12 protein-coding genes and 1 riboswitch are annotated in these 12,307 nt (G+C 72.7%); of the genes, 6 read left to right on the forward strand and 6 right to left on the reverse strand.

What is annotated here, in order from left to right:
• The first annotated feature begins 88 nt into the window (after positions 1-88).
• Positions 89-262, forward strand: a riboswitch (cyclic di-AMP (ydaO/yuaA leader).
• A gap of 8 nt (positions 263-270) precedes the next feature.
• Both GTY47_RS06900 and GTY47_RS06905 read left to right on the forward strand, forming a co-directional pair.
• Complete coding sequence (locus tag GTY47_RS06900) at positions 271-1,440, forward strand: C40 family peptidase (protein WP_010036444.1); 1,170 nt, start codon at positions 271-273, stop codon at positions 1,438-1,440.
• A 77-nt stretch (positions 1,441-1,517) separates the two neighbouring features.
• A complete protein-coding gene (locus tag GTY47_RS06905) occupies positions 1,518-2,531 on the forward strand; it encodes a membrane protein (RefSeq protein ID WP_010036446.1) in 1,014 nt (337 codons plus the stop codon).
• Here the strand turns inward: GTY47_RS06905 and GTY47_RS06910 are convergent.
• On the reverse strand, positions 2,509-2,862 hold the full coding sequence (locus tag GTY47_RS06910) for a hypothetical protein (protein ID WP_010036449.1): 354 nt from the start codon (positions 2,860-2,862) through the stop codon (positions 2,509-2,511). The two genes, GTY47_RS06905 and GTY47_RS06910, sit on opposite strands and share 23 nt — an antisense overlap.
• Before the next feature lie 424 nt (positions 2,863-3,286).
• On the opposite strand from GTY47_RS06910, the gene GTY47_RS06915 reads away from it, so the two are divergent.
• Complete coding sequence (locus tag GTY47_RS06915; RefSeq protein ID WP_029180942.1) at positions 3,287-4,357, forward strand: C40 family peptidase; 1,071 nt, start codon at positions 3,287-3,289, stop codon at positions 4,355-4,357.
• Positions 4,358-4,373: 16 nt separating this feature from the next.
• Here the strand turns inward: GTY47_RS06915 and GTY47_RS06920 are convergent, their stop codons facing one another.
• Positions 4,374-5,117 carry a response regulator transcription factor gene (locus GTY47_RS06920; RefSeq protein WP_010036452.1) on the reverse strand — a complete coding sequence of 248 codons (744 nt, stop codon included), beginning with the start codon at positions 5,115-5,117 and terminating at the stop codon, positions 4,374-4,376.
• On the reverse strand, positions 5,114-6,406 hold the full coding sequence (locus GTY47_RS06925) for an ATP-binding protein (RefSeq protein WP_040902795.1): 1,293 nt from the start codon (positions 6,404-6,406) through the stop codon (positions 5,114-5,116). Before GTY47_RS06925 ends, GTY47_RS06920 begins: the two co-directional genes overlap by 4 nt.
• Before the next feature lie 177 nt (positions 6,407-6,583).
• Here GTY47_RS06925 and GTY47_RS06930 point away from each other — a divergent pair, with 177 nt between their 5' ends.
• Both GTY47_RS06930 and GTY47_RS06935 read left to right on the forward strand, forming a co-directional pair.
• Entirely contained in the window at positions 6,584-8,035 is a 1,452-nt protein-coding gene (locus GTY47_RS06930) for a PspC domain-containing protein (RefSeq protein ID WP_029180944.1), read from the forward strand.
• On the forward strand, positions 8,022-8,261 hold the full coding sequence (locus GTY47_RS06935; RefSeq protein WP_010036460.1) for a hypothetical protein: 240 nt from the start codon (positions 8,022-8,024) through the stop codon (positions 8,259-8,261). Before GTY47_RS06930 ends, GTY47_RS06935 begins: the two co-directional genes overlap by 14 nt.
• Before the next feature lie 46 nt (positions 8,262-8,307).
• On the opposite strand, the gene GTY47_RS06940 is transcribed toward GTY47_RS06935, so the two are convergent.
• Together GTY47_RS06940 and GTY47_RS06945 are read right to left on the reverse strand one after the other, a co-directional pair.
• Entirely contained in the window at positions 8,308-8,838 is a 531-nt protein-coding gene (locus tag GTY47_RS06940) for a DoxX family membrane protein (RefSeq protein WP_040902780.1), read from the reverse strand.
• Between the two features lie 106 nt (positions 8,839-8,944).
• Positions 8,945-10,219: a hypothetical protein gene (locus tag GTY47_RS06945; protein ID WP_029180945.1), complete on the reverse strand. Its 1,275-nt coding sequence runs from the start codon at positions 10,217-10,219 to the stop codon at positions 8,945-8,947.
• Between the two features lie 345 nt (positions 10,220-10,564).
• Here GTY47_RS06945 and GTY47_RS06950 point away from each other — a divergent pair, with 345 nt between their 5' ends.
• Positions 10,565-11,461: a DUF4429 domain-containing protein gene (locus GTY47_RS06950; protein ID WP_010036466.1), complete on the forward strand. Its 897-nt coding sequence runs from the start codon at positions 10,565-10,567 to the stop codon at positions 11,459-11,461.
• Positions 11,462-11,473: 12 nt separating this feature from the next.
• Here the strand turns inward: GTY47_RS06950 and GTY47_RS06955 are convergent, their stop codons facing one another.
• Complete coding sequence (locus GTY47_RS06955; protein ID WP_010036468.1) at positions 11,474-12,268, reverse strand: class II aldolase/adducin family protein; 795 nt, start codon at positions 12,266-12,268, stop codon at positions 11,474-11,476.
• Positions 12,269-12,307: the final 39 nt, after the last annotated feature.

Raw genomic sequence — 12,307 nt, forward strand, 5'->3', positions numbered from 1 at the left:
TATCACCCATCAACCTTCACAAGGGCCACACGAGTTGGCTACCGTGCGGGCAGGCCGCACGACCCCCACCGGCGAACGTCGCCGGGCCGCGCGGCCTCCGCCGAGTCCGGTGTGCCGCAGCGGCAGCCGGAGCCGGGGACCCAACCGAGAACTCCGGGGTGAATCGGCCCGACTCCCTTCGCGGAGATGGCCGTAGGGCAACCCTTCCGATGTACCCGCCCGAACCCGACAGCTAACCCGGTAGGCGGAGCATGGAAGGAGTCGCCTCCCTTGGCGTCGCACCGCAAGTCGCGTCCCGCTGGTACGCGCGTCGCAGGCATACGGACCCCCGCCCTCGCAACGGCGGCCCTCACCTCCGTGGCCCTGCTGTCCCAGTCGGCCAACGCCGCCCCCGAGGCCGACGACAAGCCGAGTCTCGAGGAAGTCGAGAAGAAGGTCGACGACCTGTACCGCCAGGCCGAGTCGGCGACCGACAAGTACAACTCGGCCAAGGAGAAGACCACCAAGCAGCGCAAGCGCGTCGACACCCTCCTCGACGACGTCGCCAAGCGCACCCAGAAGCTCAACGAGGCACGGGAGGAACTCGGTTCCTTCGCCGCCGCCCAGTACCGCACCGGCGCCTCCGCCCCGGACACGGCGACGTTCCTGCTCGCGGACACCCCGCAGGACTACTTCGACCAGACCCAGCTGATGAACCGGATGACCGGCCGCCAGAAGGTCGCGGTCGACGACTACGTCACGCAGCAGTCCGAGACGATGAAGAAGCGCCAGGAGGCCACCGAGAGCCTCGAGACGCTCACCGAGACGCAGGGCGACCTGAAGACGGCCAAGGCCACCGTCCAGCGGAAGCTCGCCGACGCGCGCGAACTGCTGTCGAAGCTGACCGCCGAGGAGAAGGCGCGGCTCGCGGCGATCGAGAGGGAGAAGCAGCAGGAGGCCGCCCGCAAGGCCGACGAGCTGGCCCGGCAGCAGGCCGCGCAGCAGAAGGCGCAGGAGGAGGCCGCCCAGCAGCAGGACAGCGGTTCCGCGTCGGCGGGCTCCGGCTCGTCCTCCTCGACGGCCCCCGCCGACTCCTCGTACGCCACCAAGGCCGAGAAGGCGCTCGCCTTCGCCCGCGCCCAGATCGGCAAGCCGTACGTCTGGGGCGCCGTCGGCCCCGGCTCCTACGACTGCTCCGGCCTCACCCAGGCCGCCTGGAAGGCCGCGGGCGTCACCCTGCCGCGCACGACCTACGACCAGGTCAACGCCGGCACCACGGTCTCTCTGACCGACGCCCAGCCCGGTGACCTGGTCTTCTTCTACGACGACGTCACCCACGTCGGCATCTACATCGGCAACGGCATGATGATCCACGCCCCGAAGCCCGGCACCTACGTGCGCGAGGAGTCGATCTACTACGACGGCGAGTCGGCCATCCACAGCGTGGTGCGGCCGGCCTGAGGGCGCTCGCGCGTTTTTGAGGCGCCCGCGCGCGTGCCCCGCTCATATCGCGCGCGGCGCCTCCTAGCATCGGGCCCATGCCGGGCCCCTCCCCCTCCACCGACTGGTGGGCGCAGCGTGCGCCGTCCGCCGGCGCTGCCGTGCTGGCGACCGGCACCCTGTCGGTCGGTATCGATCTGGCGGGGTACGCCGTCCTCTCCCGTGTCGCCCTCGGCCTGGCCTGCGCCGCCTGGCTGGTGCTCGCCGCGGACTTCACCCTGCGGCTGCTGCCGGCCGGCACGAGAGGGCGGGCGTACGCGCGGGTGCCGGGCCTCGTGGACACCATGGCGACGGCCGCTCTCATCACCGTGGCGGCGACGGCCGTCCTGGGCGCGGGCTTCTCGGCGGCCGGCTCGCAGGCTACGGCCGCGGCCCTGCTGGTGCTTGCCGTGCTGCTCTGGCCCGTGCCGCTGGCCATCCCCGCGCAGGACGGGGAGCGGCGCAGACCGGGGACGGTGTTCGCGCGCTGCACGGCCACGCAGGGGCTCGCCGTGCTCGGCGCCACGCTCGCCGCTGCCGAGTCGGCGGCCTGGCTCGCCCACGCGGCGCTGGTGCTGTTCTGGCTGGGGCTCGTGCTGTACGTCCTCGCCCTGGCCCGTTTCGACGTGCGGCAGGTGGCCGAGGGGCGCGGCGACCACTGGCTCGCGGGCGGGGCGCTCGCCATCTCGGCGCTGGCCGGGGCACGGCTGATCAGCGCCGACAGCGCGCACCTGTACCTGTGGAACGTCGACGACCGCGGCATCCTGCGCCATGTGACCGTCGTGCTGCTCGTGCTCACACTGGCCTGCTGCGCCGTCCTGCTCGCCGCCGAGCTCCTGCGGCCCCGGCCCCGCACCGACATCCGCCGCTGGGCGACCGTGTTCACCTGGGCCAAGACGGCGGCGGCGGCACTGGCCGTCGCCGCCGCCCTCGACGTCTCCTGGCTCGACGGCCTGGGAGAGGTACTGCTGTGGGTCGCGGTGGCCGCGTGGCTCGGGGGTACCGCCTGGACGGCCGCCTCGGCCCGGGCCCGCGTCGTGCCCGGCCGGGTCAGGTCCAGAGCACGGCGATGAAGACGTTCGCGGTGGTCAGCGCCCCGACCAGGCCGAACAGGCCCTTGTCCACCTTCTCGTCGTCCCGTTTCACGTAGACGAGGCCGAGGATCACGATCAGCAGGGCCAGTTTGACGCCGATCTTGATGTTGTTCACGGACTGGTCGTCGGCCTGGTTGAGGCCGACCAGGATCACACCGGTGACCAGCATCGTCAGCGCGCCGTGCAGCATCGCGGGGGTGTAGCGGGCGGTGCCCTCGCCCATCGCCTTCATCTGGGTGAGGAAACCGCCCAGCAGGGATGCGATGCCGATGATGTGGAGGCCGACGAAGAGGTGGATGAGTACGTCCATGAGGCCGGAGCCTAATCAGGGGCTCCACAGCCGCCCGACACCGGCCCTTCGGATGCACATATGCGCCCATAGCACCCGCCCGCCGCCTCGCGCCCATGATTCGGCGCATCGGTCATCACGCTGAGTTAATTCGACGGCGGCGAGATGGGATCACGGTCGCATACGGTCACCACCGGTCCTCTCGGGACACTTCCGCGCACCCGCCACCGGGCCGCCGCGGCGAGGTTTAGCGTCCTCCACCAGGTGCCCGGCTCCCCACCGCCGCCCGGGCCAGGGGCGGCAGTCGGACACCACCGCCGAAAAGGTCCGGCGGCGGTCCGCTTCCCCTGTGCGGGCCGCCGCCGGACGCGCAGGCCGCCCGTCCGCTCCCCCTGGCGGCCGTACGCACCCGTCGGCGGTCGCAGGAAAGGACGTGGCCCCCCAGGTGGCAGCGCACCGCAAGCCCCGCCAGCGCTCCGCGAGCGGCAACAAGGCCCGTACGGCCGCCACGATCGCCCTCGCGGGCGCGGCGACCGCGACGGGCCTCGACGGCACCGGACACGCCGAACCCGAGCTCACCCCCGGCCAGGTCAAGGCCAAGGTGGACGAGCTGTACCAGGAGGCGGAGGTCGCCACCGAGAAGTACAACGGCGCGAAGGAGAAGGCCGAGGCGGCCGGAAAGCGGCTGAAAAACCTCCAGGACCAGGCGGCACGCAAGGAGGAACGGCTCAACTCCGCCCGTGAGGCACTGGGTTCGGTCGCCGCCGCCCAGTACCGCGGGGGCGGCCTGGACCCCGCGCTCCAGCTCGTCCTGTCCGACGACCCCGACCGGTACCTCGACAACGCCGAGTTCGTCGAGCGGGCCGGCAACCGGCAGCGGGCCGATGTCTCGCGCGTACGCCGGCAGCTCCGGGAGATCGAGCAGCTGCGCGGGGCCGCCCACATCGAGCTGACCTCCCTGAGATCGCGGCAGACGGAGCTGAGACGGCACAAGAAGACGATCACCGGCAAGCTGGGCACCGCGCGTCAGCTGCTGTCCCGGCTGACCGCGCAGGAACGTGCCCTCATCGGCGACACGAGGGGCACGGACCGTGCCTCACGCTCCTCCACGGGTGCGCGTGACAGCCTGACCGCCCCCGGAGCCGGCAGCAGCGCGCAGGCGCCCAACTCCCGCGCGGCCGCCGCCGTGTCCTACGCCTACCAGAAGCTCGGCAGCCCCTACGTCTGGGGCGCGACCGGCCCGAACGCCTTCGACTGCTCGGGCCTCATCCAGGCCGCGTACCGCTCCGCGGGCGTCTCCCTGCCCCGCACGACGTACTCCCAGATCGACGCGGGCCGCCGCGTCGCCCGCTCCGAACTGCTCCCCGGGGACCTGGTGTTCTTCTACGCCGGCATCAGTCACGTCGGCATCTATGTCGGCAACGGCCGGATGATCCACGCCCCGAACCCCTCCGCCCCGGTCCGGGTCGCCCCGCTCGACGAGATGCCGTTCACGGGCGCCACCCGGGTGGTCTGACCGGGGCGGTGCCGGGTCAGACCAACCGGCGAGCCGTCGCCCAGCGCGTCAGCTCGTGCCGGTTGGAGAGCTGGAGCTTGCGGAGGACCGCCGAGACATGCGACTCGACCGTCTTCACGGAGATGAACAGCTGCTTGGCGATCTCCTTGTACGCGTATCCCCGGGCGATGAGCCGCAGCACCTCGCGCTCGCGCTGGGTAAGACGGTCCAGGTCCTCGTCGACCGGCGGCGCGTCCGTGGAGGCGAAGGCGTCGAGGACGAACCCGGCCAGCCGCGGGGAGAAGACCGCGTCGCCCTCCTGGACACGGAAGATGGAGTCCACGAGGTCCGTGCCGGTGATCGTCTTGGTGACGTACCCGCGGGCACCGCCGCGGATCACGCCGATCACGTCCTCAGCGGCGTCCGACACGGAGAGCGCGAGGAAACGGACGGGCTGCTCGGCGTCGCCCATCAACGCGGCGCAGCGGCGGAGCACTTCGACACCGCCGCCACCGGGCAGGTGCACGTCGAGGAGGACCACCTCGGGCCGGGTCGCGGTGATGACCGTGACCGCCTGGTCGACGTCCGCGGCCTCGCCGACGACCTCGACACCGGTCTGCTCGGTCTGCCCGATCTCGGCCTGGACCCCCGTACGGAACATGCGGTGGTCGTCGACGAGGACCACGCGCACACGGCGACCGCCGGTACCGCCGTCCGACTCCGCGGGCCCGGCCGCCTCCGCCGATCCCGCCGTACCGTTCGCCTCGGTCGGGTCGCTCATGACGTCTTCTCCGCCCTCTCCATCTCCAGCTCGACCTCCGTGCCGCCGTCCGGCACCGCGCGCAGCCGCGCCGTACCGCCGTTGCGCTCCATGCGGCCGATGATCGATTCTCTGACACCCATCCGGTCGGCGGGTATCGAGTCGAGGTCGAAGCCGGGGCCGCGGTCCCGGACGGACACGAAGACCGTCTTCCCCTCGACCTCGGCGAAGACCTGTACGGCTCCGCCCTCGCCACCGTACTTGGCGGCGTTCACCATTGCTTCGCGCGCGGCCTGCATCTGTGCGCCGATTCTCTCGTCGAGCGGGCAGTCGCCGACGACCACGACCTCGATGGGCACGCCGTGCTTGTCCTCCACCTCGGCCGCGTTGCGCCGCACGGCGTCGGCGAGGGTGGTGGGTTCGTCGGCCTCGTCCTTGCCGGTGCCCTCGGGCTTGTACAGCCAGGTGCGCAGGTCACGCTCCTGGGCCCGGGCGAGGCGGCGCACCTCGTTCGCGTTCTCCGCGTTGCGCTGGATCAGGGTGAGGGTGTGCAGCACCGAGTCGTGCACATGCGCGGCGACCTCCGCGCGCTCCTGGGCACGGATGCGCATCAGGCGCTCCTCGGAGAGGTCCTGCGTCATGCGCACGAGATACGGCCCGGCCAGAAGCGTTATCCCGACGAGGACCGCGAGTGCCGCCTGAAGGACGGAGCCGAGGTGGGCGGCGGAGCCCTGCATGACGAAGATGCCGGAGACGCCGGCCGTCACCAGCAGCACACCGCCCACCGAGCGCAGCAGCGTGACCGTGCGCCGGCGGCGGCCGACCTCGGCCCAGCGGGCCCGGCGGGCGTTGTCCGCCTGCCGCCAGACCAGGGCGACGCCCGCGCCGACGAGCACCGCCGGCCAGAGATACGCCCTGGCCCCGCCGCTGAGGTTCACATTGCCCACGAACACCAGGGCCACGACGACCATGAGGAGCAGGGCCACTATCTGGCCCTTGTCGGGCCTGCGGGCGACGAGTCTGCGGCGGCCGTCGGGCGAGGTCTCCGAGGCGACGAGCGACGGCGGCTTCTGCGCCTCGACTCCGCCGACGCCGAGCGGGACGAAGAACCAGAACGCGGCGTACAGCAGCGCACCGAGGCCGTCGGCCATGAACAGGCCGACGAAGACGAGCCGCACCCAGATCACGGGCAGCCCGAGATGCCCGGCGAGCCCCCGCGCCACCCCGCCCAGCCAGCGTCCGTCACTGCTGCGGTAGAGCTTGCGCGGCGGCCGCGGTCCGGCGACTGGCGCTGCTGCGGCTTCCGACATGCCATTGATGGTCACACGCCCGGACGGCCGGAGCATCAGGGTCGACCCCGGAGACTCCCCTGATCTCCGAACCCCGGCCTTCGAACGCTTCCCGCGCCGTCCCTCAGGGCCGATATCAGGGTCGGGCCAGGGTCATTCAGGCTGCCGCCGCGCCGCCGCGCCCGTCACCATGGACCCATGACCGATCACGAGCACGCCGCGACGGGTCCGGGACCCGGCTCCGGCCCGCGCCCCGCACCGGGCGCCGGGCCGCCGGATGCCGCGCCCCCGCCCGCGCCCGGGCACGCGGACGCGGGAGAACAGGGAGGAGGCACGCCCGGCGTGGCCGACCCGGCCGGGGAAGCCACCCCGCCCGGACCGCCGCACAGGTTCCGGCGCGACCGCCGCCACAAGGCCCTGGCCGGCGTCTGCGCCGGGCTCGGGCGGCAGTGCGACATGGACCCGGTCATCTTCCGGATCACCCTCGCGGTGCTCTCCGCCACCGGCGGCATCGGCCTCCTCTTCTACGCGTTCGCCTGGCTCGTCGTCCCGTACGACGACGAGGACGAGAACGAGGTGCGCAAGCTGCTGACCGGCCGCGTCGACGGCCAGGCCCTGACGGCGGTGCTGTTCGCGCTGGTCGGCTGCGGAGTGTTCCTGACCATGCTGAACAACGGCGGGGTGCTGACCTTCGCCGTCGTCCTCTCCCTCCTCCTCGCGGGCTCCGGTTACTGGTCACGCCAGCGCGGCGCCCCCAGCCCCGACCCGCTGGCCGCCCAGGCGGCCGCCGACGCCCCGCCGGAACCGCAGGCGCCGCCCGTGCCCGCCGCCTTCCCCTCCTGGTGGCGCGACCCCATCGTCAAGGACGGCACCCACATCGGCGGCACGGGTTACCTCTGGGGTCCGCGCGACTCCCGCGACCTGGACGTCGCGGCCGCCATCAACATCAGCCTCGGCGTCCAGCCCCGCGACCGCGAGGACACACCAGCGCCGCACACCCGGCCGCCCAAGCCGCACGGTCCTCGCTGGATCGGCGGCTGGGTCTTCCTGCTGGCGCTGCTCGCGGGCGCCCTGGGGACGAGCCTGACCTGGGACCGGCACCCGCTCGGCACGAGTCTCCAGACCGGCCTGGCCTGCGCGCTCGCCGTTCTGGGCCTGGGCATGGCGGTCAGCGCCTTCCTGGGGCGGACCGGTGCCGGCTCGATCCTCCTGGCGATCATCACGGCCGGCCTGCTCGCCGGTTCGGCGGCGCTGCCCAAGGACATCGGCACGCAGTGGACCCGCACGACCTGGCAGCCCACCGCGGTGGCGGACGTACACCGGAAGTACGACCTGGGCACGGGCGTCGGCACCCTGGACCTGACCCGGGTGGACATAGGCCGGAACCAGACCGTCACGACCCGCGCCGACGTCGGCGTGGGCCGGGTGAAGGTGCTCGTGCCCGAGGACGTGACCGTGCGGTTGAGCGTCGACGTGGGGATCGGAGACCTCCAGCTGCCGGGTGACGACGAGAAAGACGTGGACGTGAAACCGGGACAGCACAAGGAGATGACCCTTTCCCCCGCCCAGGGCGTCAAGAAGTCGGGCACCATCGACCTGGATCTCCAGGTCGGCATGGGACAGGCGGAGGTGGCCCGTGCTGCGTCATGAAGTCCAGCCCGGAAAGCTGGTCGCCGGCACCGTCTTCGCCCTGGCGGGCGTCCTCTACGCCGGTGACGCCGGCGGCGCCTGGGAGACCCCGTGGTTCGTGGCGGTACCGCTCGTCATGGGCGGGCTGTGCCTGGCCGGCGCGGTGGCGATCGTGACGGGCCGGATGCGTCGGCGCCGGGCGTCGGGCCGCACCACCGACGAGCCCGGCCCGGACATGGCCGCCTGACGACCGCCACGCCCGCCGCTCAGCCCAGCCACGCAGCCCACGGGCACTACCGGTAACCCGCCGTCCTCTGCCGTCGCCGGGACCGCAGGGCGGCGTCCACGGAGAGCAGGGGAGCGCCCGCGAGCACGAGGGGGATCCAGGCCATGAGGTAGGCGAGGTCGTTGCCGTAGTAGTACGGGTCGGAGGCCCAGCTCACGGTCAGCCACAGGCTGAGGGAGATCAGCGCCCCGCCGAGTGCGGCCAGCCGGGCGAGGAGGCCGAGCAGGGTGCCGATGCCGACGGCCAACTCGCCGAAGGCGATGGCGTAGCCGAACCCGACAGGGCTCTTCAGAGAGAGGTCGACCAGGGCGGGGATGGCGGAGGAATCGCGGACGGCGCGCATCATGTCGCCGATCGAGCCGGCACCGGCGTCCTTCATGAAGGCGCTGTCGGTCATTTTGTCCAGGCCGGCGTAGATGAAGGTGACGCCGAGGAAGACCCGCAGGGGAAGGAGGGCGTAGCGGACGGCGGTGTCCCGCCAGTCTCCTCCGCTGCCGAAGTGGGGGGTGTGCGTGTCCGTTCTCATACTGTGAGTCATCGCTGCTAGCCGCCTCTCCCGCCGGTGCCGAGACCCCCTCAACGACCATACGTACGACGAACCGACCCCGCTCAACCCTGTGCGGCGGCTTTTGTTACCGGGGCCGTCATTCCGTCACGTCGACCGCGTACCGGTTCGTCTCCACCCCCGCCGCCGTGACCACCTGCACCTCCACCCGCCCCGGCTCCACATCCGCGGGCACCGGCACGGTCAGCAGCGTGTCCGTCGGGTTGTCGAAACCCCCGGGCACCGGCACCAACGGGACGTGCACATGCACCGCACCGACCCGGACGACCATCCGGGCCAGCCGGTCCGCCCCCTGCGCACCCGGCGGCACGAACCCGGCGCCCCGGATCTCGATGTCGTCGCCCGTGCGGATCGGCCCGTCCAGGTCGCCCGCCTCCCGCGACCGCACGACGGACAGGATGACCGGCCGGCCTCCCTCCGCGTACTTGCCGGCCAGGTACGTCGCCGCCGACACCAGGACCACCGCCGCCAGCCCCCACGGCAGATCCGGCAACTGGTCCGGCCGCCGGGCCAGCCGTACGGCTGCGAAGACCAGGGCGACGGCGCTGACCACGACGTACTGGATGTCGGCGAAGGTGCCCCGGCCCGCGTCGTCGGTCAGCAGGTCGGCGGCCCGCGGCCGGTCGGCGGGTACCTTCTGGAGCCGCTGCCCCCGCACCCGCAGCCCGACCACCCGCCGTACGAGCACGGCGATCCCGCACACCACGGCGAGCACGGTCACGACCCCCGCCCCGCGGGCGAGTTCCAGTCCGGACAGCAGCGCGTCCCGGTCCGCGTGCCGGGAGGCGCCCGCCAGCCGCCCGGCCAGCACGAGCACCGCGTAGGCCACGAAGAGCACCCACGCCCCGGCGACCGTACGGGAGGTGGACAGCCGGTTGTCCTCACCGATGACGGGCGCCAGCGCACCGCCCTTCGCCCGGTGGAACCACGACGCCGCCGTCAGCGCGCCGGCGACCACCAGCGCGGCGGCCAGCCCGGCCGTACGCGCCGAAGTCCAGCCGGCGCCGACCGCGGCGAGGGACTGGCCGAGCAGCAACAGCACGACGGCCGCCCACACCACACCCACCGTGCGGCGCCACAGGCCGGCCAGCCAGGCCTGACTCTCGGCCCGGCCGCGCTCGGCGACGAGTTCCGCGGACTGCGCCAGTTCCTCCGAGACCCACTGGCGGGAAGCCGAGGCGGAGTGGGCCACCGCGGCGGGCAGCCCCAGCCCGGCCGCGAACTCGTCGCGCCTGCGCAGAAACGCGGCGACGGCCCGCCGATGCCCCTCACGTGCCCCGTGCGGACAGTCCCCACAGGCGCACCCCCCTCCGTGCACACCGCTGTGCGCACCACCGTGGCCACCGCCGTCCATACCTCCGGGCACACCGCCACGCCCACCCGCGTACCCGCCGGCATACGCCCCCGCGGCCCCACCGGTGTACCGCCCCGCATACGCACCCCCGTCCGCATACGCACCCCCCTCCGCATACGCACCCGCGTCCGCACCGCCCTGTCCCGCCTCGCGCACCGTCACGCCCGACGCCCGCCTTCCCGCGACCCAACCACCGTCGGTCTTCCGGACCCCGGAAACACCGCTGTACAACTCCCGTGCGACGACAGCGGATTATCCCTTCACCACCTGTCCCGCGTCCGCCCCGTCTGGTCAACACGGGTGAAGTTCGGCGCCCCGTGTTGACCCGGCTGCGAGAATTCCCTTATGGCCGAGATCATCCAGCGTGACGGGACCTGGGCCTTCGACGGCAGCACGGTCCGGATCACGCCCGGTCTGCACCGCTCCGTGCCGCTGTTCCGGCAGACGTACGGAGAGGTCTCCGTGCCGCTGGAGGCGGTCTGGGGTGTCGTCCTCGAACCGGAACGCAGGCGCGGACGGCTCCGGTTGCGGCTGCGGGAGGGCGCCGACCCGCTGCTCCAGGCGACCGGCGGGCGGCTGCCGGACGCGGCCGATCCGTACCGGCTGGCGGTGGACGCCGACCGGACGGGGGTCGCCGAGTACGTCGCCGAGGAGATCCGCCGCGCGCTGCTCCTCGACCAGGTCCCGAGGGGGCCGGCGAAGGCGTATCTGCTGCCCGGGCCGCCGGTTCCGGTCTCGGTGCGCTCGTCCGACGGGACGGTCTCCTTCGACGGGACCCGGGTCCGGATCGACTGGGCCGACACCTCCGAGCGGGTCAAACGCGCCACCGGCCCGCGCATCATCGACCTGCGAGACCTGGTGCAGGTCGAGTGGCTGCCGAACTCCGGCCACGAGGACGGCTTTCTGCGTTTCGTGACCCGCGAGACGGTGCTCTCGAAACTGCCGCCGGAGAAGGATCCGTACGCCCTGGACCTGTGGGGCAGCGCCCGCCGAGACCTGCTGACCGCGCTCGTCGCGACGGCGGTCACCGCCCGGCTGCCGCACCCGTCCACCCGCACCGTGGCGGGGAACCAGGCGGCCGGCGCGCCGGGACCCCGCCCGGCCTCCGCCCTACCGCCCGCGGCCGACCACCACGACGTACTGCTGCGCCGCCTCCGCGAGTGGGGCGAGCTGCACCGGGACGGTGTGCTCACCGACGAGGAGTTCGCCAGGACGAAGGCCGTGGTGCTCCGCGGCTTCTGACGGGCCGGCCGCTCAGCTCAGCAGATCCGGCTCACTCCGGGTGACCTCCTGCCACATCGGCTGGTAGTTGATCCACGCCACCAGGTCGCCCCCCAGCTGCTCCCGTGTCGCCACCGCCATCCGGTGGTCGATGCGGACCGGCCGCCCGGCGGCCTGCGCCGTCAGCTGCACCTGGCAGGACCGTTCCATCGACACGAACCACCAGGCGGCGGCGTCCACCGAGTCGCCGACGGTCAGCAGCCCGTGGTTGCGCAGCACGAGCGCCTTGCGGGAGCCGAGCGTGGCCGCGATGCGCCGTCCCTCCTCGGCGTCGACGGCGACACCGGTGTAGGCGTCGTAGAGGGCGTGGTCCTCATAGAAGGCGCAGCTCTCCTGGGTGATCGGCTCCAGCAGCTCGCCGAGGGACGCGAGCGCCCGGCCGTGCACCGAGTGGCAGTGGGCGACGGCGACGACGTCGGGGCGGGCGGCGTGGACCTGGGCGTGCACCGTGAAGGCGGCCTGGTTGACGTGGTAGCCGCCCTCGACGACCTGGCCGTCCTGGTTGGCGAGCACCAGGTCGCTCACGGTGACGTGCCGGAAGGGCATCCCGAACGGGTTGACCCAGAAGCAGTCGCTGTACTCGGGGTCGCGGGCGGTGATGTGCCCGGACACGCCGTCCTCGTAGCCGAGCCGCCCGAAGATCCGCAGGGCGCCCGCGAGCCGTTCCTTGCGGTGCCGGCGCTCGTCCTCGACCGACTCGTGCATCGGCGGCATCGCGAACCGCAGCCTGTCGGTGGGCAGTGGCAGGGGCGGGGTGGGCCCGTGCATAGGTCCTCCAGCGCTGGTTCTACGTACGGGGCGGAAGCT

Origin of the sequence: Streptomyces sp. SID5464, from assembly GCF_009862985.1 — a bacterium.
GTDB lineage: Bacteria > Actinomycetota > Actinomycetes > Streptomycetales > Streptomycetaceae > Streptomyces > Streptomyces chartreusis_D.